The 26112-nt window shown below is 60.7% G+C and carries 35 protein-coding genes and 1 tRNA gene; 23 read left to right on the forward strand and 13 right to left on the reverse strand.

The features are described 5' to 3' along the window. Nucleotides 1-4: 4 nt before the first annotated feature. Nucleotides 5-775 carry an SGNH/GDSL hydrolase family protein gene (locus tag CXY77_RS03555; RefSeq protein ID WP_233197199.1) on the reverse strand — a complete coding sequence of 257 codons (771 nt, stop codon included), beginning with the start codon at nt 773-775 and terminating at the stop codon, nt 5-7. Between the two features lie 86 nt (nt 776-861). Here CXY77_RS03555 and CXY77_RS03560 point away from each other — a divergent pair. The 10 genes from CXY77_RS03560 to CXY77_RS03600 all read left to right on the forward strand — a co-directional run bounded on the left by CXY77_RS03560 (nt 862) and on the right by CXY77_RS03600 (nt 10770). Continuing rightward, nucleotides 862-951, forward strand: a tRNA-Ser gene (locus CXY77_RS03560). A gap of 499 nt (nt 952-1450) precedes the next feature. Next, on the forward strand, nt 1451-2011 hold the full coding sequence (locus tag CXY77_RS03565) for a recombinase family protein (RefSeq protein ID WP_092341794.1): 561 nt from the start codon (nt 1451-1453) through the stop codon (nt 2009-2011). 275 nt (nt 2012-2286) lie between these two features. Continuing rightward, the gene (locus tag CXY77_RS19855; RefSeq protein WP_134505215.1) at nt 2287-2658 is read left to right on the forward strand and encodes an IS30 family transposase; all 372 of its coding nucleotides are present in this window, start codon (nt 2287-2289) and stop codon (nt 2656-2658) included. Between the two features lie 312 nt (nt 2659-2970). Continuing rightward, nucleotides 2971-4131 (forward strand): extracellular solute-binding protein, encoded by a 1161-nt coding sequence (locus tag CXY77_RS03570; protein ID WP_092341796.1) that lies wholly within the window; start codon nt 2971-2973, stop codon nt 4129-4131. A 50-nt stretch (nt 4132-4181) separates the two neighbouring features. After that, the gene (locus CXY77_RS03575) at nt 4182-5069 is read left to right on the forward strand and encodes an ABC transporter permease (protein ID WP_233197200.1); all 888 of its coding nucleotides are present in this window, start codon (nt 4182-4184) and stop codon (nt 5067-5069) included. Beyond that, nucleotides 5069-5914, forward strand: a complete 846-nt coding sequence (locus tag CXY77_RS03580) for an ABC transporter permease (protein ID WP_233197201.1) — start codon at nt 5069-5071, stop codon at nt 5912-5914. The genes CXY77_RS03575 and CXY77_RS03580 overlap by 1 nt, the downstream gene beginning before the upstream one ends. Nucleotides 5915-5951: 37 nt before the next feature. After that, entirely contained in the window at nt 5952-7028 is a 1077-nt protein-coding gene (locus CXY77_RS03585; protein WP_104129713.1) for an ABC transporter ATP-binding protein, read from the forward strand. Beyond that, nucleotides 7025-8575 (forward strand): inositol monophosphatase family protein, encoded by a 1551-nt coding sequence (locus tag CXY77_RS20080; RefSeq protein ID WP_104087736.1) that lies wholly within the window; start codon nt 7025-7027, stop codon nt 8573-8575. Before CXY77_RS03585 ends, CXY77_RS20080 begins: the two co-directional genes overlap by 4 nt. Then, nucleotides 8575-9366, forward strand: a complete 792-nt coding sequence (locus CXY77_RS03595) for a DUF6454 family protein (RefSeq protein ID WP_140425476.1) — start codon at nt 8575-8577, stop codon at nt 9364-9366. Before CXY77_RS20080 ends, CXY77_RS03595 begins: the two co-directional genes overlap by 1 nt. A 744-nt stretch (nt 9367-10110) precedes the next feature. Beyond that, on the forward strand, nt 10111-10770 hold the full coding sequence (locus tag CXY77_RS03600) for a CHRD domain-containing protein (RefSeq protein WP_104129714.1): 660 nt from the start codon (nt 10111-10113) through the stop codon (nt 10768-10770). A gap of 81 nt (nt 10771-10851) precedes the next feature. On the opposite strand, the gene CXY77_RS21015 is transcribed toward CXY77_RS03600, so the two are convergent. The 3 genes from CXY77_RS21015 to CXY77_RS19865 all read right to left on the reverse strand — a co-directional run bounded on the left by CXY77_RS21015 (nt 10852) and on the right by CXY77_RS19865 (nt 11959). Further along, nucleotides 10852-10983: a helix-turn-helix domain-containing protein gene (locus CXY77_RS21015; RefSeq protein WP_369827220.1), complete on the reverse strand. Its 132-nt coding sequence runs from the start codon at nt 10981-10983 to the stop codon at nt 10852-10854. 173 nt (nt 10984-11156) lie between these two features. Further along, entirely contained in the window at nt 11157-11750 is a 594-nt protein-coding gene (locus tag CXY77_RS03605) for a hypothetical protein (protein ID WP_104129715.1), read from the reverse strand. Then, nucleotides 11747-11959 (reverse strand): hypothetical protein, encoded by a 213-nt coding sequence (locus CXY77_RS19865; protein WP_140425478.1) that lies wholly within the window; start codon nt 11957-11959, stop codon nt 11747-11749. Before CXY77_RS19865 ends, CXY77_RS03605 begins: the two co-directional genes overlap by 4 nt. A 333-nt stretch (nt 11960-12292) precedes the next feature. Between CXY77_RS19865 and CXY77_RS03610 the strand changes: the two genes are divergently transcribed. The 4 genes from CXY77_RS03610 (at nt 12293) to CXY77_RS03625 (ending at nt 14113) form a co-directional block, all read left to right on the forward strand. Next, nucleotides 12293-12808: a tetratricopeptide repeat protein gene (locus CXY77_RS03610; RefSeq protein ID WP_255409977.1), complete on the forward strand. Its 516-nt coding sequence runs from the start codon at nt 12293-12295 to the stop codon at nt 12806-12808. A gap of 36 nt (nt 12809-12844) precedes the next feature. Continuing rightward, the gene (locus CXY77_RS03615; protein WP_104087640.1) at nt 12845-13177 is read left to right on the forward strand and encodes a PadR family transcriptional regulator; all 333 of its coding nucleotides are present in this window, start codon (nt 12845-12847) and stop codon (nt 13175-13177) included. Between the two features lie 8 nt (nt 13178-13185). After that, the gene (locus CXY77_RS19870; protein WP_104087641.1) at nt 13186-13605 is read left to right on the forward strand and encodes a hypothetical protein; all 420 of its coding nucleotides are present in this window, start codon (nt 13186-13188) and stop codon (nt 13603-13605) included. Between the two features lie 100 nt (nt 13606-13705). Beyond that, nucleotides 13706-14113 (forward strand): RidA family protein, encoded by a 408-nt coding sequence (locus CXY77_RS03625; protein WP_104087642.1) that lies wholly within the window; start codon nt 13706-13708, stop codon nt 14111-14113. A 155-nt stretch (nt 14114-14268) separates the two neighbouring features. Here the strand turns inward: CXY77_RS03625 and CXY77_RS03630 are convergent, their stop codons facing one another. Continuing rightward, entirely contained in the window at nt 14269-14739 is a 471-nt protein-coding gene (locus CXY77_RS03630) for an N-acetyltransferase (RefSeq protein ID WP_104087644.1), read from the reverse strand. Between the two features lie 170 nt (nt 14740-14909). Then, on the reverse strand, nt 14910-15227 hold the full coding sequence (locus CXY77_RS03635) for a putative quinol monooxygenase (RefSeq protein ID WP_104129718.1): 318 nt from the start codon (nt 15225-15227) through the stop codon (nt 14910-14912). Between the two features lie 81 nt (nt 15228-15308). Here CXY77_RS03635 and CXY77_RS03640 point away from each other — a divergent pair, with 81 nt between their 5' ends. Further along, nucleotides 15309-15992 carry a TetR/AcrR family transcriptional regulator gene (locus tag CXY77_RS03640; protein ID WP_158252771.1) on the forward strand — a complete coding sequence of 228 codons (684 nt, stop codon included), beginning with the start codon at nt 15309-15311 and terminating at the stop codon, nt 15990-15992. Nucleotides 15993-16081: 89 nt separating this feature from the next. Here the strand turns inward: CXY77_RS03640 and CXY77_RS03645 are convergent, their stop codons facing one another. Continuing rightward, nucleotides 16082-16501: a hypothetical protein gene (locus CXY77_RS03645; RefSeq protein ID WP_233197202.1), complete on the reverse strand. Its 420-nt coding sequence runs from the start codon at nt 16499-16501 to the stop codon at nt 16082-16084. A gap of 228 nt (nt 16502-16729) precedes the next feature. Here CXY77_RS03645 and CXY77_RS03650 point away from each other — a divergent pair, with 228 nt between their 5' ends. Then, nucleotides 16730-17245, forward strand: coding sequence for a tetratricopeptide repeat protein (locus tag CXY77_RS03650; RefSeq protein WP_104087647.1), 516 nt, complete (start codon nt 16730-16732; stop codon nt 17243-17245). 180 nt (nt 17246-17425) lie between these two features. Here CXY77_RS03650 and CXY77_RS03655 read toward each other — a convergent pair whose 3' ends face one another. Together CXY77_RS03655 and CXY77_RS03660 are read right to left on the reverse strand one after the other, a co-directional pair. After that, the gene (locus CXY77_RS03655; RefSeq protein ID WP_104129719.1) at nt 17426-17665 is read right to left on the reverse strand and encodes a hypothetical protein; all 240 of its coding nucleotides are present in this window, start codon (nt 17663-17665) and stop codon (nt 17426-17428) included. Nucleotides 17666-17781: 116 nt separating this feature from the next. Continuing rightward, the gene (locus tag CXY77_RS03660) at nt 17782-18618 is read right to left on the reverse strand and encodes a sigma factor (RefSeq protein WP_104087436.1); all 837 of its coding nucleotides are present in this window, start codon (nt 18616-18618) and stop codon (nt 17782-17784) included. Between the two features lie 85 nt (nt 18619-18703). On the opposite strand from CXY77_RS03660, the gene CXY77_RS03665 reads away from it, so the two are divergent. From CXY77_RS03665 to CXY77_RS03685, 5 genes are all read left to right on the forward strand, one after another. Next, nucleotides 18704-19072: a DUF1801 domain-containing protein gene (locus CXY77_RS03665; protein ID WP_104087438.1), complete on the forward strand. Its 369-nt coding sequence runs from the start codon at nt 18704-18706 to the stop codon at nt 19070-19072. A gap of 190 nt (nt 19073-19262) precedes the next feature. Then, nucleotides 19263-19628: an SdpI family protein gene (locus CXY77_RS03670; protein ID WP_104087427.1), complete on the forward strand. Its 366-nt coding sequence runs from the start codon at nt 19263-19265 to the stop codon at nt 19626-19628. Between the two features lie 189 nt (nt 19629-19817). Next, nucleotides 19818-20441, forward strand: a complete 624-nt coding sequence (locus CXY77_RS03675) for a maleylpyruvate isomerase family mycothiol-dependent enzyme (protein WP_104129720.1) — start codon at nt 19818-19820, stop codon at nt 20439-20441. 165 nt (nt 20442-20606) lie between these two features. Then, entirely contained in the window at nt 20607-21203 is a 597-nt protein-coding gene (locus CXY77_RS03680) for a hypothetical protein (protein WP_140425479.1), read from the forward strand. Between the two features lie 221 nt (nt 21204-21424). Further along, a complete protein-coding gene (locus tag CXY77_RS03685; protein WP_104087476.1) occupies nt 21425-21994 on the forward strand; it encodes a hypothetical protein in 570 nt (189 codons plus the stop codon). Between the two features lie 58 nt (nt 21995-22052). On the opposite strand, the gene CXY77_RS03690 is transcribed toward CXY77_RS03685, so the two are convergent. From CXY77_RS03690 to CXY77_RS20085, 3 genes are all read right to left on the reverse strand, one after another. Further along, nucleotides 22053-22517, reverse strand: a complete 465-nt coding sequence (locus CXY77_RS03690; RefSeq protein ID WP_104087475.1) for a GNAT family N-acetyltransferase — start codon at nt 22515-22517, stop codon at nt 22053-22055. A gap of 276 nt (nt 22518-22793) precedes the next feature. Beyond that, a complete protein-coding gene (locus tag CXY77_RS03695) occupies nt 22794-23123 on the reverse strand; it encodes a hypothetical protein (RefSeq protein WP_092342387.1) in 330 nt (109 codons plus the stop codon). A gap of 537 nt (nt 23124-23660) precedes the next feature. Then, nucleotides 23661-23810 (reverse strand): hypothetical protein, encoded by a 150-nt coding sequence (locus CXY77_RS20085; protein ID WP_158252772.1) that lies wholly within the window; start codon nt 23808-23810, stop codon nt 23661-23663. A gap of 301 nt (nt 23811-24111) precedes the next feature. Here CXY77_RS20085 and CXY77_RS03705 point away from each other — a divergent pair, with 301 nt between their 5' ends. Further along, the gene (locus tag CXY77_RS03705; protein WP_092342383.1) at nt 24112-24513 is read left to right on the forward strand and encodes a hypothetical protein; all 402 of its coding nucleotides are present in this window, start codon (nt 24112-24114) and stop codon (nt 24511-24513) included. A 583-nt stretch (nt 24514-25096) separates the two neighbouring features. On the opposite strand, the gene CXY77_RS03710 is transcribed toward CXY77_RS03705, so the two are convergent. Next, nucleotides 25097-25543, reverse strand: coding sequence for a DUF5684 domain-containing protein (locus CXY77_RS03710; RefSeq protein ID WP_233197203.1), 447 nt, complete (start codon nt 25541-25543; stop codon nt 25097-25099). 197 nt (nt 25544-25740) lie between these two features. On the opposite strand from CXY77_RS03710, the gene CXY77_RS19875 reads away from it, so the two are divergent. Continuing rightward, nucleotides 25741-25962 carry a hypothetical protein gene (locus tag CXY77_RS19875; RefSeq protein WP_140425480.1) on the forward strand — a complete coding sequence of 74 codons (222 nt, stop codon included), beginning with the start codon at nt 25741-25743 and terminating at the stop codon, nt 25960-25962. Nucleotides 25963-26112: the final 150 nt, after the last annotated feature.

Here is a 26112-nt window from a genome sequence, read left to right on the forward strand (position 1 = left end):
CGAGTTAGGTTACTGCCGCTCCCTGATGCGCTGACACCCGCGCGGCATCCGCGCTCATCGCTGGCAGGAACGCCTCGGCCCAGGAACGGTAGCCGCGGTCGTTGGGGTGAAACAAGTCTTTGGCGACGTGGGTCAGGATGCTGCGGAACCCGGCCCGTTTGGTGGTCGAGTGCAGCGGGACCACGGTCAGTTCGTGTTCGTCGGCGACGCGTCGAATGATCTCGTTGGCCTCTGCCACCTTGACCTCGTTGTGGGGAAGGTGAAAGCACGGCAGGTCGGCGACGAGGGTGTGCGGCGGCAGCGCGGCGAAAATGGTGCGAATGTCCGCTTCGAAGGTTGTGGGGTTCCACTGGGCGATATCGTTGGCACCGATCGCGACCGTCACCAGGTCGGGCTCAAGCTTTTCGAAGCGGGGAAGCTGGTCGCGCACGGCCAAAGCCACCGTGGCACCCGACACGCTGAGGTTCACAACACGCACGGTTTGGCCGGTGACCAGCCGCACGTGATCGGCGAGCACGCCGACGTAGCTCCTGTTCGGGCTGGAGGCACCGATGCCCTGGGCCGCACTGTCGCCCATCGCGACGTAGAGCAGCTCACCCGGTTGCTTGGCATTGTCGCGCCACCAGGCGGAATGCACCGGCAGGGTTTCGTTCAGAATGGCCTTCTGCTGTTCGAGGTCGCGACGAAACCAGGTCGTGGCAAGCACAATGCCGGTCGCGACAACGGCGATACCGGTAGCGATTAACGGGCGGATGCTCGGGGTTGATTCGCGCACCCACTGAGGCTACTCCGCGGCATCCGTGTGTCTGCTGCATGTTCGCCGATTCGCGTCGGACCCCAGTCTCTACTAGGATCGACGGCGGTACCGTGTCCGAGCGGCCGAAGGTGCGACTCTCGAAAAGTCGTGTGGGGGAGACTCCACCGTGGGTTCAAATCCCACCGGTACCGCCACGAAAAACCCCCTACAGCCCAGTGTTCAACTGGGGAGTAGGGGGTTTTTCATTGCCGAGATTGACCCAGCAGTAACGCAGCGGTAACGGAACATCTGTGAGTGGGTGTGAGCAAGTGCGAGTTGAGGCATGCGGTGGGTGGTGACGCACGCGACTGCCTGGTAGCCCGCACCTTCCTGGCGACGATCTCCATGGTGCGCTGTGGCGGCTCGAGAGCACCGGTTCGACGTCCCCGCATCGGTCACGGCGAGGGGATGCGTTGCCGGTGAGCGCATGGAGATGCGCGGCCTCAACACGCCCGACGTATCTGGGAATGTGCGGTGTGTCCGATGTCTCCGAAATGCACACTCATACACATTTACCCTCGCCGGGACGTGTACCCCAACTAGGCGTCAGGCACCGTTATCTAATATTGTCAAGATAGGGTCGCTTTTTGATTGGTAGACACCCCTCATGGCCGGGTCTTAGACTTCAACCTAACAGAGCAGGGAAAAAGTCACATGACGGGTCAGCGAGTTGGATATGTGCGAGTGAGTACCCTCGACCAGAACACCATCCGTCAGCTTGCTGGAGTCGACGTCGATCGGGTGTTTGAGGATAAGGCGTCGGGGAAGGATCAGAACCGGCCCGAGCTGGAGGAGATGATCAAGTTCGTCCGCGAGGGCGATACCGTTCTCGTGCATTCTATGGACCGTCTGGCCCGTAACTTGGATGACCTTCGCTTGATCGTGCGCCGGCTTACAGCGAAGAGGGTCCGGGTTGAGTTCGTGAAAGAGCAGCTGTGCTTTACCGGCGATGACAATGCGATGGCGAACCTGCTTTTGAACGTTATGGGGGCGTTTGCTGAGTTTGAGCGGTCTTTGATTCGTGAACGTCAACGCGAGGGTATTGCCTTGGCGAAGAAGCGGGGCGTTTACCGGGGTCGTACCCCGTCACTCGACACGTTCCGTGCGGCCGAGCTGTGTGAGAAGGCTGCTGCTGGTGTGCCGAAGTCTGTGCTTGCTCGTGAGTTTGGGATCAGCCGCGAAACTGTTTACGTCTATCTCCGTGCGAAGGTCTGAGCTGGCTGTAAATGATCTGATGTGGTTTATAGGTGGCCTTCTGCCGTGTCGATCAGTTCGACCCAGCGCGTTCGATGGTCGGTGCCTTGCCGGATCGTTGGGGTCGGGTCCTAGCCTCTGTAATGGGTATTGGCTGGTCTGGTTAAGCCCGGTGAAGTCTGGGCTGCCGCGGGCATTCCGGATTTGACTGTCTGTGATGAGTCGCGGTCGCCTGCCCAGATCTTTTCCGGCGTCGCGGCGCTTGTTGATCGAATTGACTACGCGCTCTTGCTCTCATTCACTTTCCGGGCAATCACAGTGCCCAGGCCGTCCGCGACGGTCTCCTGGCCTCCCTGAGCTCCCTATCCGCCCACATCCACACTTCCCTCACTTGGGACCAAGGAGTGGAGATGGCGCTCCACAAGTCATTCAGCAAAGACGCGAACATGGATGTCTACCTCTGCGACCGCGCGAGCCCGTGGCAGCGAGGATCAAACGAAAACACCAACGGCCTCCTGCGCCAATACTTTCCCAAGGGCACCGATCTCAGCACGCAGACCCTGCCGGAGCTGGGACGAGTGACCCACGAATTCAACAACCGACCGCGCAAATTCCTCAACTTGGCAAACCCTGGAGAACTCGTCAGTAAGCTCCTTTTCAATACCTAAATCGACCTTTGTTGCGACGACCACTTGAATCCAAGAGCGTCGATACTTCTAGTCAATGTTTAGCCCGAGGGCAAAGCGCAACAAGCTCTATACCCTGGGCCCGGTTCTCTGGGTTGGGTTCAGCTGATGCATCGCGGTCCAAAGCCGCAGTCCGCGTGCCCATTGAGTGCCAGACCAAGCGATCTGCGTTCACCTTCGCGTTAGTTAAGCGTCATTCTGCGTTTACCTGTGGGATAGGTTCTCGTTGTCTTCATTTCAGATTATCTTTCTGATCTCACTCTGAGGTGCGCCCTTACTAACAGATGGACAGCAATGAAAACCACTCGGCTCCTTGCCACCACCGCCGCGGCGTCACTTGCCATGATGGCCCTGGCCGGCTGCGTGCAAAGCAACGCAGCAACATCGTTGGCCGGCCCCGGCGATTCAGCCGACCAGGCCCTCACGGTACTCATCAGTGGCGGTGAAAACATCCAGGCGCTGTGGGAAGACCACCTGATTCCGGCCTTCGAAGAGGAGAACCCCGGATACACGGTCGCTGTCAACCTCGATCTGCACGGCGAGCACGATGCCCAGACCATGGCCAAGCTGACGAGTGCCACGGAGCAGGAAAAGGACCCGGGCTTCGACCTGGTTGACGGCGGATTCGTGCCCATGGCCGCCGAGGCTGGGCTGCTGACGCCGATGACCGCAGACGAAATCTCCGCCTTCAACGACATTCCCGAAGACGTCGTCGAGGCCGGTGGCGCTGGTGGAATCGCCTACCGCGGCTCCGTCGTTCTGCTGGCATACGACACCGCCACCATCCCGACACCTCCGAAGACCCTCGACGAGCTGCTGGCGTGGATCGAGGCAAACCCGGGCGAATTCACCTACAACTCCCCGAAGTCCGGCGGATCCGGCTCGGCCTTCGTCGCGACGGTCCTCGACAAGTACGTCTCTGACGATGCCCGCGCAAAAATGACCGTCGGCTACGAAAAAGAACTGGAAAGCGAGTGGACCGAAGGGTTCGAAACGCTTCGCAGCTTGAACCCGTACATCTACCAGAATGGTTTCTACCCCAACGGCAACCAGCAGACGCTGGACCTGCTGGCAAGCGGTGAAATCTCGATGGCGCCGGTCTGGTCCGACATGTTCATCTCGGGCAAGAAGAACGGCGCGATTGGCGAGTCCGTGGACTACACGCAGATCTCTGACCCGTCCTTCACCGGAAGCGCGGCCTACCTCGGAGTTCCGGCTGCCAGCCCCCGCCAGGAGGGTGCGCTCAAGCTCGCCAACTTCGTCTTGACCCCCGGCGCCCAGGAAATGATCGTGAACGAGATCGCTGGTTTCCCGGCAATCAGCCTCGACCTGCTTTCGACCGACATTCAAAACGAGTTCGCTGATGCCGATACCGGCAACCTGCGCAAGGGTTACTTCTCTCAGATGGGCAGTGACTTGAGCAACCTGTGGGATCAGGAAGTGCCGGGACAGTGACTCTCGCCCCGACGAGGGGCTCAAAGCGACGCGCCATAGCCACCCCGGCTGTGGCGCGTCGCCCGTTGGGTTTCTTCCTCGCCCTTCCTCCGATCATTTTGATTCTGCTGTTCGTGGGATTCCCGATCGTCCTGGCTTTTGCGTTCAGCATTGGTCTGACCGGTGGCTTGAACCATGTGATCGCCTCGATCGGCCTGAACGTGCACGAAGCCGAGAATTGGTGGGGAACACCGGCAGCCTATATCGAGGTGCTCTCGAACTCCCGCATCCTGCGCGACCTCTCGGTTACCGTCGGCGTGACAGCGCTCAGCACGGTCATCGTCATTTTTCTGGCCCTGGGAATCGGTCTGTTCCTCAAGCTCCGCGATGGACGGATGGCTCGGCTACTGTCCGGTCTGGCGATCATCCCGCTGTTCATCCCGGTAGTCATCGCTTCCTGGGCGATCGTCACGTTCTACTCCGGTGACGGCTTCGTGCGCAGCGTCTTTGCGCAGTTCGGTGTCGAGGCGCCGGTGTGGGCCTTCACCATGGTCGCTGTGGTGATCGGGTCCGTTTGGACCTCGCTGCCGTTCGCGGTACTCATGATCACCTCCGGCCTGCAGGCAATCCCCAACGCCATGATCGAAGCCGCGCGGGATGCCGGTGCCGGCTTTCTGCGCATCGTCGTGTCCATTCTCATTCCCATGGCCTTCGTGCCGATCCTGATTGCGGTCACGTTCACCGCGATTGGCGTGGTCGGCTCCTTCACCGTTCCGTACTTCACCGGGCCGAATGCGCCCAACATGCTCGGCGTGAGCATGTCCAACTATTTCTCGGCCTTTAATCAGCCGCAGCAATCCGTCGTGATGGCCTTTATCGTCTTTGTGATCGCATCCGGTATTGCCGCAGCGTATGTCTGGGCCAACTTTCGATCAGCAAAGGATCAGGGAAAAGTCTGATGACGATGATCACCAAGCGCGCGCGAAAGTCCGCAGCGCGGCTCAGCTTCAGCGGTCCGCTCAGCGGGCTCTTTTTCGTCCTCATGGTCGTTTTCATTCTCGGTCCGCTGGCCTGGCTGGGCATTCGAGCATTCGCCGAATCCTGGACCTTCCCCAACCTCGGCCCGGACGGCTGGACCCTCCGCTGGTGGAGCGTGGTGCTCGGCGACGAAACGCTCGGCCGGGCCGTGCAGAATTCGCTTGCGCTAGCCGCGTTGACCGTGCTGGTGTCTGCCTGCATCTGTCTGCCGGCCGCGTATGCTTTCGCGCGCTACGAATTCTGGGGTCGGCGAACTTTTCTGATCGGGCTGTTCGCCCTCAACGCCTTCCCGAAAATGGGTTTGTACGTTACCATCGCCTCGCTGTTTTATGCGCTCAACCTGATGGGTACCGTGATGGGCGTGCTAATCGTGCACGTGTTGGGAACCGTGGTGTTCATGACCTGGATTCCCGCTGCGGCCTTCGCTGCGGTGCCACGCAGTCTCGAGGAAGCGGCGCGCGACGCGGGCGCCACGAAGCTACGGGTTTTCATCAGCGTTACCTTTCCCCTGGCCCTGCCGGGAATTCTGGTAGCAGCGGTCATGTCGTTTCTGGCGTCGTTCGACGAGGCGCAGGGCACCTATCTCATTGGCGCACCCGACATTATGACCATGCCAACGCAGATGTACACCCTCGTGCTCAACTACCCGAATCAGGTGGCGGCCGTGTTCTCCATTCTGCTGGCCATCCCCTCGGTCGCCCTGCTGCTAGCGGCGCACAAGCACATCGTCGGCGGCACGCTCGCCGAAGGATTCCAAATCAAATAGCCCCACTCCGAGCATCGCAAGAAGTGTAGAGAAGACCATGACTTTGATCGAAAAAATACATTCCACGACACCCACACACCGTGAAACGGATGCCGGCGGCTCGCGCGGTCTGCGCGTGCGCGGCCTACACAAGGTGCTCGGTGGTCGCACCATCATCGACAATCTCGACCTGACCGTGCAGGACGGGGAACTGGTCTCCCTGCTTGGCCCCTCCGGCTGTGGAAAAACCACGACCCTGCGCATGATCGCCGGATTCCTCGCGCCCGACGCCGGCTCGATCCAGGTGCACGACCGCGAGGTGTCCGCCCTCGGTGCCGAGAAACGGCCCAGTGCCATGGTGTTTCAGAACTATGCGCTGTGGCCGCACATGACGGTCGTGAAGAACGTTGGCTTCCCTCTCAAACTGCGTCGCCTCGGCAAGAAGGAGATCGAGCAGCGAGTGGACGCTGTCCTCGCGCTGGTCAACCTGCTGCATCACAAGCACTCGCGGCCGGCCCGCATCTCCGGGGGGGAGCAGCAGCGCGTTGCCCTGGCGCGCGCCCTGGTGCAGGAGCCGGAGCTGCTGTTGTTGGACGAACCGCTTAGCAACCTGGACGCGAAGCTGCGGGTGAAAGTGCGTGAGGACATCCGTGAAATTCAGCAGCGCCTGGGCATCACGACGCTGATCGTGACGCACGACCAGGAGGAGGCGATGTCGATGTCCGACCGAATCGCCGTGATGAACGCCGGAAAAATTGAGCAGTTCAGCCGGCCGGCCGAGCTGTATTCCCGGCCGGAAACCGAATTCGTCGCCACCTTCATCGGCAGTCTGAACCGGATCGAGGGTTCGCTGGTGAACGGCGCCGTCGTGCCCGGTGACGACGTCATCGGCATTCGCCCGGAAGACGTGGTGTTCACCCTGCACGCATCATTCGATGCACGCCCGGCCGTCGTCGAGCGCGTCGTGCCCCACGGGCATTTTCACGAAATCTACCTGAAGCGCGATGACGCCACTCTTCGCGCCTTCGCCTCCGGGTTGCCACCGGCGCCCGGTGATCGCGGTCACGCCGCCATCCAGAACGCGCTTACCTTTCGGCAGGGCCGGCTCGTCGCGACCGGCGGGGTGGCGTTATGAGCGCGCCCAGCGCGGCCGCCCAGCGGGTCGCCGCCGTCACCGCTCATCGCGGGGATTCCCAGAATTTTCGGGAGAATACCCTCGCAGCGATTCGATCGGCGATTGCGGCGGGAGCGGACTACGTCGAGGTCGACGTTCGGGTCACCCGTGACGGCCAGGTGGTGTTGCTGCACGATGCGAGTCTCGTTCGGTTGTGGGGCTTCGACGCCGCCATCTCGGACCTGACCTACGCGCAGGTCGCCCTGTTGGGCGGCGACGATCTTCGTGTCCCGTTGTTGCGAGACGCGCTGAAGCTGTTCGAAGATTTCCCCACCCTGCTGCTTATCGACATGGACGAGGAAGCGCCGGCCGCACCGGCTTTTGAAGTAGTGCGAGAAAGCGGCCTGGACGTCGCGTGGTGTGGAAGTTTGGCCGGGATGCGGCGCATCCGTTCTCTGGATGCACAGGCTCGCATCTGGCTGCCGTGGGACCGGCGCGAGGTTCCACCGCTCGAGTTGATCGATGAGCTCCGGCCGGAGTTTGTGAACGCGGAGTATGTCGTGCTCAGCCGAAAGCTCGTGGACGACATTCATGCCCTGGGCTTAGGGGTCGCTTGCTGGACGGTCGATAGCGCCGCGATCATGCGGTGGGTGCTCGCGCTGGGCGTGGATTCCGTGACCTCCAATCGGTTGGCTCTGCTCGCCGAGACCGTGCGCGAGGCCGTCGGGCCTGAGCCGGCGGCTTTCTCTGCGGTTTCGGCGTTCTCGGCGGACGAGCTGCGCGAGGCCAGTGCGATTGCCCGGGAACTCGCGATCTGGGCGCAGGACTATAGCCGATCCGCCGACAGGGGAACAATTTCGACCAAGGCGAACCCCGGTGACCTCGTGACCGAGGTGGACGTTGCCGTCGAACGCCACGTGCGAGCGCGCATCGCGGCCACATTTCCGTCGCACAACTTCGTCGGCGAAGAAATGGGCGGCGAGGCGCAGGCCGGTGTGCCGTGCTGGTACCTCGACCCGGTCGACGGCACGACAAACTACGCCAACCTGATTCCGTGGACGTCGTTTTCACTCGCCCTGGCGGTGGATCACGTTCCCTACGTCGCCGTCGTGTCCGAACCCTGGCGCGGCGACCTGTTCGAAGCGGTGGCCGGGCAGGGCGCCCGGCTCAATGGCGCTGCCCTGGCGCTGCCCCGAGCCGGCGAGGGACCACTGTCGTTGGCCGGACGGGTCGTGCACACGGAGCTCGCCGGGCACCTGCCGTGGCCGGGCATGATCGAACTCCTGACCGCCCTTGGCGAGCGATTCAGCATCATGCGGGTGATGGGCTCAGCCACCCTGACCGTCGTGGGAATAGCCGCCGGACGGGGAGCCGCCTCGGTGATCGGTCAGTTCAGCGCCGTCGACCATCTGGCCGGCACGCTGATCGTGCAGGAGGCCGGTGGCGTCGTACTTGACGAAGACGGAATTCCGAACGCGTTTCCTCAGCACGGCGGCATTCTGGTGGCCGCCCCGGAGGCCGCGACGGAAGTGTATGGCCTGTGGCGAGCCGCCGTGGGCGCGAGGTGATGCTCGCACTTGACGGCCTCGACCGCCACACGCCCTGGAACCTGGTTGACCGGTTACCGCTCGACTTTGCCACCTTCCACCCGCAGGGGCTTGCCTTCGCCGCGGGGCTCACCTTTCTGTCTTCGGTGGAAATTCAGGCCGAAAATCGCGGGGTGGGTCACGTGTTCATCGTAGACAAGCAAGGAGCGCTGCAGCGGGACCTGATCGTGGGCGACGGCGAGATGTACCACCCGGGAGGCATCGACTTCGATGGCAGTTTGGTGTGGGTTTCGGTAGCGCAGTACCGCCCGGGCGGCCAAAGCATGATTATGACGATCGACCCTGAAACCGCCGAGATTCGAGAGCGATTTCGGGTTGACGACCACGTGAGCTGGGTGGTCTGCGACCTGGCGAATGCGCTGGTGCACGGCGCCAGCTGGGGCTCACGCGAGTTCTACACCTGGACAATCGACGGGGCGCTCATCTCGCGCTGGAAGAACCCGAGCGGTTTCATCGACTACCAGGACTGTCGCTTCGTCGGCGAGAGTCTCATCGTCGCGAGCGGTATCGCGGTGCTGCCCGCGGCATCCGGAACCTGTGAGCTGGGAGGTTTAGCGCTCATCGACACCGCCAAGCGCGCGATCGTGCATGAATTTCCAATGTCGCTGTATTCGGCTGCTGGGCACACGGTCACTCGAAACCCCTTCTCGGTCTCTGTCGACGCGGGGTCCGTGACGATGTGGGTCGCCCCCGACGATGGTGGCGAAGGGAACGGCACCGAGATTCTGACCTATCGCACCACCATTCTCTGACGCTCAGGTACCCGCTGCTCTGTGCGGGGCTCGGGTCCGGAACGTGGGCCCAGCTCAGAGCGCTTGTTGCTTGGTGGGAGGTCTCCTGGAAGTCGCTACCGAACTCAATAATCGACTCCCAAAACACTCGGCGGCATCGCACCCACTCAAGCTATGCAACGACTACTCTCAAACCAGAAAAGCCCATCGTTGCGACGACCATTTGAATCCGCCCTGCTACCGAGAGCATTAAGTGTCAAGAGTTGGCACGCTTCACCGCTGAATTCAGGTGTTCCGCAACCGTTACACGGTCGACCCGGCTCAGATGGCGGCCACCCTTCTGCCCTACCGGGAGCGTGGGGCGGTGCGCAGGTGCGGCCGACGTGATGGCCCTGCAGGAGGGGCAGGTTCAGTGCACCCCGCCGAGCACCTCTGAGACCGACCGGCAGAACCCGGTCTGCACTGGACGGTCGCTCCTGGCAACAGAGGAAACGGATTTGTCCTGCTGCGGATCTGAGGACCTTGTCTGTCGTCCTGTGCTGATCGGCGAGGGATCGGAGTCGCCGTGGCCCAACGTCGACTGGTTCGGCGCCGAGTATTGCTCGGACTCTGGGAAATAAAAAAGTGAACAAATCCCTTAATATGACTAAATTTCATTAGTGTTTATTACGAACTATCCACGACCAGCGGGACCTTCTTGCTGGCGGTTACTCAAGGAGATAATCGTGAAACGATATTCCATGGGGATTCTGGGGGCTTCGACCGTTGCGTTACTCGCTGCGGCTACATTCGGGGCCGGCGCAGCTCAAGCGCACGATCCTGGACACTCCGGCGACAAAAAAAACGGTATCGCTGTCCGCCGATCTCACGGAGCTCAACGGCTCCGGGGCGTCAGGAACTGCCACAGCAACAGTTCGTAACCAGAGGATCAAGCACATTGAAGTGCACGCTTCTGGTCTGACACCAGACGCTCCGCATGCCCAACACATCCACTACGGCGAGCAAGCGCTGCACGAGTGCCCCACCCTGGCTCTGGACAGCAACGGTGATGGCCGCTTGAACACCGTGGAAGGGGTTCCCGCGTACGGTCCGGTCGTTGTGTCGCTTACCACGACAGGCGACACGACTCCCACAAGCTTCCTGGATGTGACTCGTTTTCCGGTGTCTGAGAGCGGCAGCTACCACTACAGCCGCGATAACATCCGCATCACCAAGGTGGCGGGAACGGGCTACCCGGGGCCGGACGGAACAGGAACGGCGAAAGAAATTGCCGAATCTATCCGCGAAGGCGAAGGCGTCGTCGTGATCCATGGTGTCGACTACAACGGCAACGGTGAGTACGACTTCAGTGCGGGTGCAAGCGAACTCGACCCGAACCTGCCTGCAGAAGCAACCGACCCGGCCGCCTGCGGCGTCCTCGACTAAGCACGCGCTCAACACCCTTTCTGGGCAACGACCGACGGTGGCCCGTCATCGATGACGGGCCACCGCACGGAACCCACCTGACTACTCGAGAAGGCGTCCTCCGCTCTGCCTCGGATGAATCCGCCCACCCGTTGCTTGACGCCAACGCCGTCCAGTTCGTCGATTCACCCCCACAGCATCACACGCTGCAGTCAGAGTCGAGCCCTGGGCCATCAACACCCAGAACCGCGCCTGTTTCTCCACCAACTCAAACTTCGACTACACCTACAACACCTCACAGAAATCGAGTGTTGCGACGACCGGTTGAATTTGCCGTCCCCCTTGGGGGCAGCGGACGTTGGCACTCAATCTGGAGGCCAGAACATGGTCTAAGCCGCGAGGTTGGACTAACGGGTGTGATCGCCGGGATCACCGTCTGACTCGATTGGTTTGCCCGTGGGGCGCGCGTAGTAGGCCCAGGGAAACCACATCGAGCCTATTCGATGCCACCCTTCGCTCTCCAAGGCGCGTCGGCTGGACGCGAAGGCCACAACCCGGAGGTGTTCCCATTGCTCATCAGATTGGATGAGGTCATGGAAGTACATTCCATAGGCAATTGAATGCCACCCCGTGCGTCCGGCTGCGGCTAATTCTTCCATCTCGTCAAACGCAGTCAGCGGAGAGAGCCGACGTATCTTGTCCGAGGAAGGAGTGACGATACCGTCAACGACCCGCCCGAATCTTTGCTGGGCCGCTTGGCGGCTCATGCTAAGTTGCTGCCCGATGCGGTCCCAGCTCAGGCCGGCTTGACGGGCAGATGTGACGGCGAGTTGCAAAAGCTGAGCGATTTCCTCAGCGCTCCGGGCTGTCAGGTCGATGAGGTCCAGGTAGGAGTTGGGATCGTGTTCCAGACGACCCGCCAGGGACGGGTCAGCCTCTGCGATTGCATCCGATAGAGCATGGCGAAGAGTATTGTCGTCCCACTCTGGCAAGGGACTCATGAATTGCGAGACGGCTTGGGGCGTGCGATGACTAACGCAAGGAATATCCCAGTCGCGAACAGCAGGAGTGCAGCCACGACGAGCAAGGCGATCTTGATCGCAATGGACGCAACGAGCAGCGTAGTAAGCGCGATGCCGACGGCAGCAAGCGCGAGCAAGGTGGCTGTCGATGCTGGCTGCGATTTCAGGGAGGGACTCGTTTCTTTCATGTGTCAATTATAGATTGACAGAGGCTCTTGTCAACATGGAATTGACATTGGGTGAGGCTCGGCTGCAACCTTTGCGCTTCCAGCGCGTCGGGAATGTCGCCCTATTCCCATGACCGTAAGGGTTTCCGAATATGGGCACGGCGGACGGTACGAGCGGCAGCAGTTAGAGGAATTCAATCGATCCTATGGGAGGCTGAACCTATGATTGATGCGGCTTGGGACCAGAGGATCGACGACTTCTACGAGCATGATTTCGACGCGTCAGATCCGGAGAACGCAATGTCAAGGATGCGATCACTCGTAGCGGATCGCCCGGCCGGTGATGCTGCTGCCATGTTCGAGATGGGTGGCGTATACGATTCTCTGGGGTTGGAGCTTGAAGCGATCCCGTTGTATCGAGCTGCGCTCGAGGCAGGGCTCGAAGGGGAACGGGCGACGCGAGTCTTCATTCAATTGGCGAGCACGCTGCGCAACGTGGGGGAATCTGCAGAAGCGGTATCGATGCTTGAAGCGGCGCCGATGTCAGCCGTTGATGAACCTGCGCGCCAGGCATTTCTGGCGCTGGCGTTGTGCGACGAGGGGCGCTACGGAGACGCCCTCCGGACCGCGTTACTCGCTCTCGTGCCAACCCTGGAGAGTTACCAAAGGTCCTTGCGCGGGGTATGCGGGCGAACTGCCCAGCACAGAATCGGACTCCTCCCCAAGGGTGACGCCCCTCGTCTCGTAGAGGGTTCCCTGCGACACAGCAAAAGCGCACTCTGGCGCCGGGTTGTTTGGCCCCAGATCCGTCGCGCTGGACGTCCGGCTTACGGGTATCAGCGGTTGGCGAGGGGGCACGACCGAGTGTAGGTTGCACGTCTAACTAGTATGTGACACCATCTACTTATGGTGACTATGAAGTGGCCCACCGAGTGGCTCCGTGGTGCACTCACCGCGGCCGTGCTATCCATCGTGAGCGAAGAAGAAACCTATGGATATCTGGTCGCACAGCGACTGAGAGAAGGCGGGCTGGGTGTCGTTAAGGGCGGAACCCTCTATCCGCTCCTGACCCGACTGGAACAGGATGGCGATGTTATCGCTTCGTGGAGAGAGGGCGCAGGTGGCCCCGGGCGTAAATACTATTCGATAACTCCAGCGGGCAAACAGCGCCTCGCAATGCTTCGAGTCGATTGGCAAATCTTCGCCGACCACGCCACAGCGGTCATTTCAGGAAAGTAGGAACCCTCATGACAGAAGCAGCACGAGACCAGTACGCGGAGGAGCTTACCGAGATACTCGAACTGCGCGGTGTTCCGGAGGAGGCGATCGCGCAGATCGTGCGCGAGGTCGAAAGCCATTCTGTGGAATCCGGAGAAGACCCAGTTGGCGAATTTGGAACGCCGAGTGACTACGCCAACAACTTCGCGCCGCGGTCCCGCTTGATCTCGTTCTGGGCATTGATCATCACATCGATCGTCCTGGCCTCCACCAGTGCATATGTTTTGATCTCCGGCGCCTTAGGGCTACAGTCTTCCACAATCGTCTTGTGGGGCCTCCCTCCCTGGACTCGCATTGGTATTGGCATGGCCGGGATCGTCGCGTGGAGCGTTCTACTTGTCATAGCTGGTACTCATTCAAAGCGACGTTCGCGCTCGTGGCGTATCTGAACCAACATCGAAAAAGCCGCAGCCTTCTCCGCCAGGGGTCCGGCTGGCGGGCTTTCCAAAGCAAGTCAGTCGTGATTTAGGTTTCCAATACAGTGAGAGCATCCCGCAAAAAGTTGACTTGATCCGTTCTGCTGAGCTTTCCGATGTGGCACAGTACGCCTACGCGGCGACAGCTCCCGCTCAGTCGCGCCTCATCTTTCTGGCCGGCGCCTGCCCCCTCAATCTGGATGGCAGCACCGCAGGAGTCGGAGACTACTCGGCGCAGGCCAGCAAGGCGATGGAAAACCTTGTTATTGCCTTGCACGCGGCTGGCACCCGACTCGATGACGTTCTGGGCACACGAGTTCTCGTCGCCTCCTCTCATCAGAGCGACCTCGTCAAGGCTTGGGCAGTTGTCCGCGAGGCCTTCGGCACGCATGACGTATCAAGCAGGCTCTTACGAGTCACCGTCCTCGGGTATACCGATCAGCTCGTCGAGATCGAAGCGGTCGCTGCAGTGATCGACTGATGAGGCCGTACCGTAGAAGTTCGGTATACGGGCGTCCGTCTCGGGCCTCGGGGGCGCCAACCGGCAGTGGCGAAGGACATTGCCATCACGCCGAGGGTGACCAGTACAAAGTTGGCAGTTGGAGTCATGCGGCCTTCCTGTCTCTTTCGGAAGGCTCAGACGAGGTTCTTGAGCATCTTCACCGAAGTTGTTTCGTACCCAAGCGAGTTGTAGAGCCCCTGCGCTCCGCTGTTGAATCCGAAGACGCTAAGGCCGAGAGAATGCGCACCATGTAAGCGTGCATATTCCTCGCCGAGAAGCATTGCCGCTCTCCCGAAACCCTGACCACGCTGGTCAGGGTTGATGACAACGTCCCAGACCCACCACGCCCCTGGATCGGCGCTGACATCCTGTCCGATCCACAGGTATCCCACTGCCGCACCCGCCTCGTTCATGACGTGAAAGACCTCATTGCCAAGGCTCGGAGCACCATCCGGGAACGAACGAGCCATGCTCTCGGTCGCTATGCGTTGAGCTTCCTCGTGCGATCCACCCTGGGTAACCAAATCACCGACGTATTCGGTGCAGCTGTGGTCCAACCACGACGGGAACTCGCTAGTGTGGATTCGCTGAAGGGTCACAGGCATCTCTCAAGTCTTCCAGACAAAAATCGGCATCAGCGCCAGCCGAAAATTGCCCGAATAGCGTTCCCGTGTGACACAACGTCGGCGGACTCGGTCGCGGGGTGGTTTGGCCCCAGATCTGTCGCGCTCGACGTCCGGCTTACGGGCAGCTCGTCGGGCGAACTATCTCGCCGTTAGATGCTTGGTGACGCCTTGGACCAAACGAGGACAAGCTGCTTGACGTCAGGGGGGCCCAGGAGCAAGGGGGTGACCTCGTGCTCGTAGTCGCGATAGGCGGCGGTGGTCAGGAAAGCGGCGGAGGCGGCCGCATCGCGATACACCTGGAAGGCGCACACGACGTCCGGGACGGCGGGGTCGACGCAGTAAAAATAGGCGTCGTGGCCGTCGTTGGCCTGGACGGCCGGGGCCATGTGCCGGTGCCAGATGGCACGAACGGCATCGCGTTGACCAGGCTTGGTCCTGTGCGTGATCAATACGGCGATCTGAGACATGGTTGCCCTTTCGATTCTAACGAAACGAAGCGTTTCGGTTGTCAGCCTACACGAATCGTTTCGTTTCGTTAGACTTGCCCTGTGACCGATCAACACCGCGAAAAGCCGATCCCTCCCTCTCGGCGTTCATCAAGCACACACGAAGCGGTTTTGAGGGCGGCGATCGAGCTATTCGAAAAATCTGGATACTCACGCATGACCATCGACGCGATCGCGGACCGGGCTGGCGCGAGCAAAGCCACAATCTACCGATGGTGGGCGGGCAAGGGAGCGATACTTCTCGAAGCGTTCCTGTCTGGGGTCGAAGCTGACATTGCTTTTCCTGACAGTGGGACCCTGCGGGAGGACCTTGTCGCACAGGTGTCCGCTCTCGCACACGTGCTCGGACAAACCAATCTGGGGCAGATGGCTATCGCGCTGTTGGGCGAGGCCCAGCACGACACGCAGCTAGCGGCGGCCTTCAGGTCGGGGTGGCTTGAGCCGCGGCGGACAGTGGGGCGCGAGGTCCTCTTCCGCGCCACTGAGCGTGGCGAACTGCGTGCTGATCTCGACCTCGAAGTCGTGCTCGACGGCCTGTACGGACCCGTGTACCTGCGGTTATTGTTCGGACACGGTCCTCTGGACAGGCCCACGATCGAGACGTTGATCGACCAGGTTCTGCAGGGAATCGCACGCCAGAAAGACGCTGAAAGGAAGTGCTCGCCGGCCCACGCGAATCCGACGGTGGAAACGGAACGCTGGGCCATCCTCACCGATGGCGCGTGAGATACTCGATACCGCTGAGGGTTCGGCTTGCGAACGGCTCATCAACTCGCGATACGAACCTGGAGTCCCTTCGCACCCGCTGCTCCCATCTACAACGGCTGGAATGCGAACCTGTCCTCCGGTGAAAATAGGTACTCATGGTCGCAGCGGAACCCACGCAGCCACTGCTGGCCGTCGACGACGCGTAGATAGAAACCTTTCGGAAACGCCACGTCGTCGCTGAATGGTGCCGAGGCGACCTTGAGCGCGCCCGCAGGTGACCTGCCGGCGGACAGAACCGAATCAGGCGCGTTTGCCTGCGACGCCATTGCGAGCCGAAGATACGGGCCGGTGTCCGGGGTGCAGAGCGCAAATCCTCGTTCACGGGCCACCGCGAAGATCTCCAGTAGCGTCGCCCCGGTGCGCAGACCGAGTTCACCTACATTGCGCTCGATGATGTTGATCTCCTCCTGGGCTCGCGGATCGAAGACCGTATGATCGAGCAGCATGTCGGCGTACGCGTTGAGCAAGATGCCTCGTGAGCCCAGTTCAGTCCGCAGTTCGGTGCGGGTCGAACCTCCGACGTTAAGACGCAAGACTCTCGTCTCATCTCCATCACGTCGGCGCACGAAGCAAGGGTACTCCTTCACCAGTCGGAGTCGAAGGTAACCAATTCCCTATCGGAATGGTGAGGCGTCCCGCTGACCGTTACCCATTGGGCAGTGCTCAAGCAGTCCTGCAGTCTGCCCAAATAGGCCATGGCCAACTGGGAAGAACGCATCAGAGGATTCTGGCTGGAGGCCAGTGACGCCGACGCAGACGCCATTCTCGGTTCAATGCAAATCCTGGTCGCAGAGCGGGACAACGATGATCCGGCCGCCATCTACGAGTGGGCGTCGGTGCAAGACTTTCTTGGACGGGAAGCGGAAGCGATCCCGTTTTACCGACGTGCGCTGGACCTCGGCCTCGACCCTGTCCGTCGATCTCAGGCTCTCATCCAGCTGGCCAGCTCACTTCGCAATATCGGTGAGACCACCGAAGCGATCAAGATTCTGGAAGGCGTTAGACCCGACCCTACGATCGGCGATGCAGGCGAAGCTTTCCTTGCGTTATCGCTCTTCGATGCTGGGCGTCCTGGCGACGCTTTACGAGTCGCCCTTAAGGCTTTGGGGAAGACCCTGCCCCTCTATCACGGCGTCGTTGACCAATATGCCGACGCTATTGTCGATCCCAGCCAGCACGCGCGACGAAGGGAAGATTCGAGCGTCACGTGAAGGGTTCCCCTGTGACACACGTCGAGCGCCACGTTGCGATGGTCGCTTTCGCTCTATAACTGCGTCGCTAAGCGTCCGGCTTACGCAACGGCGGGATACAGCGGAGCGGGCGCGCTGAGGAAGGTCTCGCCGTGTAGTTTCGCAGAGGGCCGTGCGGTTCTTTGGGCGGCCGCGGCCCGGTTAGTCGTCTTCGGGTGACGCAGCGAACGCCGTCTTGGTGGAGGAGTACCAGTCCATTGATCGTTTTGGGTGCTTCCAACGATCTTTCATATCCTTGTGCGCTTGCTCGTGGGTGGTGTCTGCGGCCTTGACGGCGTCTTTGAGGTGGCGGTCCTGGGCCTTGATGACCTCATCAGCAGTGTTGCCGTACAACGGTTCTTCGCACGGGCCGCCCAGCTGGCGGCAGATCATTGTTTTCATCGACTCGAATCCTAACTGTGAACGCGTTGCCCCGTTTGAGGTTTGCTACCTGTATAACGATGCAACGCCAGCAAGTGTGACCGCTGACAACGGGTTCGATTGTTGCAGGCGGCCGGTCAGCCCCGCTGTTCTCCTGCGTCGCGGCGGATGAGGTGTTCCAAAACGGCCGGATCGGCGCGGAAATCGATCCGAGACACAACCCCGCCGACGACCCTGAAATCAAACGCGACCCGCGGCGAGCCACGATGAAACCAGGCCGCGCCCGGGCGGCCGTCGATGAACACCGGCAACGCGGCTTTGGCCGCGCCGTTGAACATCGTCGCGACGGCGCTCCGTCCTTCTATCCGGGTGGGGGTTCCCGCCGAGATCGCCGCTTCATCACCGGCGACCGCCACTCCCGGCGCCAGCAGGGCCAAGAGCTGCTCAAAATCGCCCTGTCGTGCGGCGGCGAGGAACGCGTCCACGACTTCCCAGTCAGCTCGGCGGCGCTGCACGCCCTGCGGGCGGACCTTGCTACGCGCTCTCGAGGCGAGCTTGCGGGCGGCGGCGGGAGTGGTGCTGAGGATCGCGGCGATCGTGGAGAAATCAAAGCTGAAGCTGTCGTGGAGCACGAACGCGACCCGCTCGCTGGGCGTGAGGCGGTCCAAGACCACCTGGAGCGCAATGCCAACCGTGTCGGCCAGGGCAAGTGCATCGGCGGGATCTTCAATCAGCGAAGGGAAAGCCATGTCGTCGACCAGGATCGGTTTCGGGGCGCGCAGCCTGTCGAAACAGAGCCGCGTGGTCACCGTGGTCAGCCAGCCGGGCAGGTTGTCAATGGCAGCCTCGGTGGAGTGAAGGCGCAGCCAGGTTCGCTGGACGATGTCTTCGGCCTCTGCGTTGTCCCGCAGGATCCGCCCGGCAATACGCAACAACCGAGGGCGCTCCCGCTCGAAAGCTGCAGTCTCGTCCATCCGCGTCACGCTTCCTTCCGGGGTCTCATACTATGGGTGACGTGCGGGCTGCGCCCGGTGTGACAGAGAGGTAGCGGAGATTCCGATGACGTCGATTGATGAAATCATTGCCGCGTTGGGTGGCTGGCGAGGCGACATGCTGGCCCGCATTCGCGGCTTGATCCTTGAGGCCGAACCGAACGTGGTCGAAGAGACCAAATGGAAGAAGACGACAAACCCGCTCGGCGTGCCGACCTGGAGCCTCGATGGGCTCATCTGCACCGGGGAGACCTACAAGGACAAGGTCAAACTCACCTTCGCGAAAGGCGCCTCGCTCGACGACGCGGATGAACTCTTCAACGCCAGCCAGACCGCCAGCGTGAGGCGAGCCATCGACCTACACGAGGGCGACAAGATAAACGCCACAGCATTCCAAGCGCTCGTCCGCGCAGCGGCAGCGCTCAACAAGTCATAGACGAGCGCACCCCGATCCTCGTTGGCTGCCCACGTGGATCGCTGTGATCGACCGGAAGAGGTTCCCCTGCGACACGGCATCGGCGAACCCCGCTGCGTGACGGCTTGGCCAAATCTGTCGCGCCCGACGTCCCCCTGGCGGGGGCACCTTCCTTTTGGCGGGTGGAAGACGCAGATCATAGAGTCAAGCTATGGGCGAAGAGGCGATTGTCAGAGTGGTGTTATTCGTGGTCATGGTTGGCAGTGGCGTTCTTCTGCTGTGGATGGCGCAGGCTGCAGCCAGCGGACGTCTTGGACGCAATCAGGTCGCTGGCATACGCCTTCCCTTGACGATGGCAAGCGATAGTGCGTGGCTCGCCGCACATGTGGCAGCAAAACGGCCAATACGATGGGCGGGCTGGTGCTCAATTGCCGCCGCCGTGCCCTCCGTCCTCCCCGTCCCCCTGACGATTATGCTTGCATCCAGCCTCATCGGTGCCGCTGGCATGATCACCTTCACGCTCTACGGCGCCTCGGTAGGAAGCCGCGCCGCACGCGCTCTATCCGACGGCGAGTAAGCACGGGTACAACTCCTCCAGCCGGAGAGGGAGAACTAGAGGTGCCCCAATCGTGACTGGCCTCGAGGTAGTGACCGCGTGGTGAGATCTACTAACAAAGGTCTTCCTTGCGGGCGACGTCCCGACTAGGCCGACCCGGTAGTGTCAAATGAACGACTCGCGACTCATGGAACTAGCCGAGGGGGCTCTGTGAATGAGATCTGGACAATAGTGCACAGGGAACGTGACGCATTGATTCGAGATCTCGAGGCATTGAATCCACAGGAGTGGACGACCCCGTCCTTGTGCCCCGGGTGGGATGTTCATTCCGTATTGGCTCATCTCGTCAATGATGCCAAGTCCACTCGCCTGGGTTTTGTCGGCAGGATGATTGCCGCTGGCTTCAACTTTGATCGAATCAACGCCTTGGGGATTGCTCGAGAGCGGTCCACTGATCCAGCTCAGACGCTGGCCACCTTCCAAGAGGTTTGCAGCCGCACAACAAGCGCCCCCGCACCTTTAGCCACTCGGTTGGTTGAGATAATCGTGCATGGAGAAGACATCCGGCGTCCTCTCGGCATTGAACATCAGTACCCGGTCGCCGAAGTGGCAACTGCACTTCAGTATCAAGCGAAGACCAGCGTCAAACTCGGTGGGGGTAAGGAGCGGCTTGTGGGGCCGCGCCTCATCGCCACCGATACGGTCTTCGATGAAGGTGATGGCAAAGAAGTGCGCGGTGCCGCAACTGCATTGCTGCTCGCAGTATCCGGCAGGCCAGTCAATGAGGGCGAACTCACGGGGCCAGGCGCATTGTCGCTGACAGCAACGAATTGAGCACGCGCGTCGTCGAGACGCCAGGTGGGAGTGCCATCTTTAGCTCGTCCCGCAAGCTGTTCCCCTTACGGTCGGCGTTCTATGTGAGACTGTCCGGCATCCGCTCTTGGGGAGAAAACATTGCGCTCATCTCTACCGATGCCTGGGAATCCCTGGCCTCACGACATGCTCATCACCGTCGACGATGACCCGAACACGTTGGTTGATCTGCTCTGGGTTCGGGAGGCGTGGAATCTTTACCCGGTCGGCAATGACTTTCCTCCCCTCCTGTCGGACGATTCAGTGCGAGCGCACGCCCAGACCGAGTCGACCGACTCGACCGCAGCCTGGTCTGACGCGTGGCCGGGGACCTGGAACGCATGTATTCACCATGCCGGTCTGATTCAAGACAACACGATCTTCGACCGGCTCCAGCACACTCTAGATGGGTCACCGGAACGCGCCGACCTGTTAGCCAGCATGGTCGGGCCGTCCTGGAGGAGCTCTTTCGGCGACGAAGCCTTTACGGAAGAAAAGGAGACTTGGAATCTTTCACAATTCCATGCACGCACACAACGTCGCCCGACGTCCCTCGCGGATGATCCGGAACGCTTGTCGCTGAGTGCGCTGATCCCAGCATGGCAAGCCGGGCTGACAAAAATTGTCACCATCCCCTGCCAAGGCTCCTATACGCGCGTCATCGGACGGCACACGCTCCTCGTGACGGAGGAGACCCGGGACGATCACCATCAGTACAGCGAAGCTCTCAAACAGTTCCGATAGGGGTTGGCTGACGAAACGCATCTGGCAGGGCCGGGGAAAGCGCCCAACCTGTCGGTTGGCGCGGGAGGCCAACAGTGGCCCACCGGAGGCAGCCGCCGGATTGCAGATAATGCAAAAGGTGACAGATATTACAGTCCTCGATAGCGTGGAACTCAAGTCAGCCCCGCGACTCGGACAGGCGAGACCGCTGTCAATTCGGTTTCTAGGACAAAGGAGCAGAGATGGCGCCCCCTTCTGAGCCGGCTGATGCCCGACGCCACGCGATGGCCGAAGATGACCGTGCCCGCGGCGATTGGGATCACTGCGTCCGGAGGGAGATTCCTGCAGCCCTGCTCGGACGGGAGGTCCTTACGAGAACGGCCGACTTCTCGCTGTGGCTGGAAGATGTTCGGGGGTACAGCAGGGGATTCACCTTCACGGTTCGTCTCGTGGTCTCGAAGGAGGTCCTGAAGCGATTCGACTTGCCGTTCGGTCCTACGTTTCTCGGTCGATTCCCCGACAGGGAAGGGGTCGACTTCTGGGTTTCTGCAGGAGGGCGACGCTATTCAAACGAACGCTATTCAAACGAAACTCGTAGGCCCAACGGGCGAGATCTTCAGGTCATCGCCGGTGGCGCAGTGCCGCAGGTGACCTGGACGCAATGGTGGGTAGCCGACGTCTCGATGCCCGAGATCCAGATCGGATTCGACTGGGCCTCAATCGGTGTGGGAGGCTCGCGGACCATCGGGACCGGCAACTGGCAGGAGACGATCGCAAACAACGTGCTTCTCCTCCCCATATCGGCGCCCTAGCTGCCAGACGAGCTCGCGGGCGTCCCGCTTTTCTAACGCCGTCGGACAAGCGTTCCTCTCAAGGTTCCCCTCTTGAAGACGAACTATTTTGCTCTTCGCCCCCGATCTGAACGAAAGTACGCAAGGGCGTCGGGCTGAAGTCACTTCCTTCAATGAAACCCAGGGATTCGTAGAATGCGCGCTGGCCCGGTTCGTCATCGGTCAGAAGTACCTTCTGTCGAACGTGGACGTAGCGCTCCAGGACCTTTTCAACCAGAGCCTTGCCAAGGCCGGCGCGTTGTTGGCGGGGGCTCACAAGGATGTCTTGGAGATAACAAATGGTGGCGTTGTCGGAGATGACCCGGGCCAGTCCCACAAGTTCGCCGTCCTCGTTGCTCGCCGTCAGGACGTACGATGACTGCTCCACGGCACGGACAAGGGCATCTGGGTCGCTCGCGTACGCCGTCCACCCGACGCTTGAATAAAGACCAACGAGGTCATGTCGCGGGAGGTGCTTCGACTCGGAAAAGGTAAAGGTGGGCATGGGACATGCTGTCACACGTCTATGCGGGCCCAAGCACTGTCCCGCTGACGGTTCGACATTCGAACTGTCGTGTGGCCGATATGGTTGCGGAATGGACACTACTCAGCGGCTGCAATATCGCTGGGCGGCCGGGCTGCTCCTAGTTTAAGGCGTCCTTATGGAGGGGCTCGTCTTCATTGGCGTCCTTGTCCTCTTGGCTCTAAGAATTCCGCAAACGACCATCGTCGAAAATGCCGATGTCTTCGCCCTTCAAGATTGACTTTGAGGCACGTTCTGTTACCGCTGTCGGGAATTGAATAGGGCGGCGACTCCCGGGTTCTTTTGCAATTCAGTGACCGTTTCAAGCGGTAGTTGTGTCGCGACGGCGATCTGATCGGCTGAGTACCCCTCTCGGCCCCAATACTCAATCAATGCATCAATCTCCACGCCCGTGGTGTCGGGGATGCGTTCCTCGTGCCTAACTAGTTCCCACAGTCGTTCGAGTCGTTGGATGTCCGCAGCCGGTATTTCTGCGCGGTGCGTCCTATTTGGCTTGTGCAACTCGAACTGCCAGCCAGGGTGGCGGCCATCGTCTTCAATCTCGTCTCTATTGACCAAAATCATCATCTCCTCGACAATTCGGACACGTGTCTAAATCCATTGTTGCGCGGAGCTGGTGCGTTGTCGCGCTATGCGTGCTTGTCACGGGGTCTTGTCAAAATGAGCCGCAGCTGTGTGTGTTGGGATGGCCTCGCCGAAAAATCGAATGGAACGACTGAGGAGCAGTGAACGTCACCCATCGGTGAACGGAGTGTCTAAGGCAAGGGCGTGGACGTAGCTCAGCACCGCATCCCGAATCAACTGTGACCGCGTTATCCCGTGGGTAGAGGCGACCTGACGCACTTTGGAGTTCGGCACAGCCGTCGTCCGAATTTTCCAGGCCACGTAGGCCAACCCAACAGCTTCGAGCCGACGGCTGCCGCGGGTGATCGTCACCGCGGCGTCGAGAGTATCCGCACCTGTCTAGTCAATGAGGGAACGCTGGGCGGCTTCGGCCGCTGCGTTCCCACGCCGGATGGTCCTGCCTTTGAGATCGGATGGCCCGCTTCGGCTCGTGCGGCCCGTGCCTGCGGATGAGGGACTCGCAATAGGTCGTCACGGGGGTTAGCTCGCCAGTGCTTGTTCGCGTATCTCGCGGATCAGCTGTGTGGTTTCGGATTCGACCTCGTGATCGATCCCAACTATCAGGTGCCCGGCATTTTCTGGGGCATGGCAGCCGAGGGTACCGCTGTGCAGGCCTTCCACGAGTTTCACGGGCTCCGTGCGGTAGTCGCGGACGGCTGGTGGTTCAGTGGCGTTGCGGAGAAAGAGTGCCTGAACGTCTTCTTGGCCGCGGACGGCGATAGTTCCGGATCGAATCCATTCTCGGGGCAGATCAGGGGCGGGTACGCTGCAGACGCGTGTTAGTCAACACGCCACCGCCCGCGTTCGATAGCCCATTTGCTATTGCCCCGAAGGGGGGCCCGTTGCGGGGAATCGTCACATCAAGTTCCTGATCCGTCCGTTCGCGCCTTGACGGCTTTCGAGACGCTGTCAGGCTGCATCACCCTTGTCGATGAGCGCGTTCGCTGACGAGCAACGGGAGGTTGAGGAGCCAGAGCAACCCGAGCTGAAAAATCCGCAGGTCCGCATCAGTATGCTTAGCGGCATGGATGTGTTTGGGTGGATTGCGGCAGTCGTGGGAGCCGTGGGAGCCATGCTCTTCATCGCGTCCTTGATCCGCACAATTCGGGCCAACCCCGACACGAGAATCCCCTTCAACCGGAATCCTCCGGTCCTCCCGGCTGGATCCATCGCGATGCGGAGCATTGGCGCAGGACTCCTTGTCTTCGGCGGGGTCGCACTCACAAATGCCCATGGAACATGGAGCATGATCGTTGTCGTCGGTGTTGTTCTCGTCACACTGGCCGTAATCACCGTTCACAACCATCGCCTGACTGTCACAGCAAACCACTGACTGCGACGGTTCCCGTTCCCGGTTAGGGTTCGGCTATTGGGACAACGGCTGCGCAGGCCCGCTGTGGATGGCAGCGAATCCGCAGCGTACCGTGGCGTCTGCAGTCTGGCTCGGGCGCGGCGAGGGATATTCCTGCTTTCTCGCAGGACACGATTGAGCGGCTGAGCCCTGTTCGCAGACGTTGCACCTACATTTCGCGCGCCCTGCACGCGTTCGCATCCGGCCGGCTTAGAGCCATGTTTTCTGAGCGAGAGCCTATGCTTCGGGCATGGAAACCGTGAGGCTTTTGCTATTTGTGATCGGCCTGGTGATGATCGCTGGCGGGTTGCTTTATGCGTTACGGGTACGGAAACGAATCGGTTCCCCTGCCACACGCCCTGAGTTATGGACCATTGGCGCCTTATCTGGCGGTGGTGCCTCGCTCGTCGTGACCTCGCTCCTGATCCCCATATATCCGTATTGACGACAAGCGGCCCGCAGTCCCGTAGGGGGTTCCCCTTTGACACATCGAGCTGGCCAACTTCTGGCTCAGCAATCTGTCGCGACCTGCGTCGCCCAAGGTTGCCACCGCGACATGCGGAGGCTACGTGGCCTGCATCGTTTGCCTGCCGAGATCGCCGACGAACTTCGATCGACCATAGCCGATGATGAGATAACCGAGGGGCGAGAGCAGCCAGAGTAGGAAGAAGCTGAACGCCCCGCCTTTGCCGAACGCACGACCACAGCCGAATGCCACGACGATGCCGACGATGAGGTTCACGATGGGGATGGAATACAGGATTGTCAGTGCCCCATGATGTCCAGCGATCTTGACCAGGACGTATGTATTCAAGATCGGAATCAGCGCGCCCCATCCGGCGAGGCGTGCCTTTGAAAACACTGGCCAGAGTGCGATGACCGTGATCACGTAAGACCAAACGCTGATGAGGAGGTAAGCGGTTATGTAGCTGCTGAGATCCTGGTCGCTTATCAGTTCGCCGACTGCCTGCAAATCGAACATTGAAGTCCCCCGAATCTGACCGATTTCCACGCCAGTCTAGCTGCGTCGGGAGCGCCCGTATGCGGTTCGGCTCACGGGACGCGTTCCACCGTCTGGGCCGGTGAGGAGGGCGCCCTCGCGCAGCCGACAACACTTATTGGTTCGTAGCAGCACTTGGTATGACGGGCTAACGCCCGACCACATCTTGTCTTCGGCGACGTCTTGTTCGAAGCCGATACCATGAAGGCATGGCGAAAATCGATGATGATGGACACCCGGCCAAGGAACCTATCCGCTCAGCACCGCAAGATCCACCGTTTCAGGCCCTTCTTCCCAACCTGGAACGGGTGTCGCCATCGACATTCCGAAAAGGAACGGTTAGCCGGCGTCGAGTTAATCGTGCGCTGCTTGTGCTCCTTGCTGTCGCTGGCCTCGCTGCAGCGATGATTGTCTCCTCCGTCATCTTCTGACTTCAGCATAGGAAGCAGAGGAGGGCGGATGACACCCGTGCTTGTTCCGTTGACACCCAACACGCACCGTGTCCCGTAGGGGGTTGGCGGATTCAACCGGTCGTCGCAACGATGGGCTTTTCTGGCTCTGATAATAGTCGTTGCATGGCT

It is taken from the genome of Cryobacterium sp. N21 (genome assembly GCF_002929575.1).
Classification (GTDB): Bacteria; Actinomycetota; Actinomycetes; order Actinomycetales; family Microbacteriaceae; genus Cryobacterium; species Cryobacterium flavum.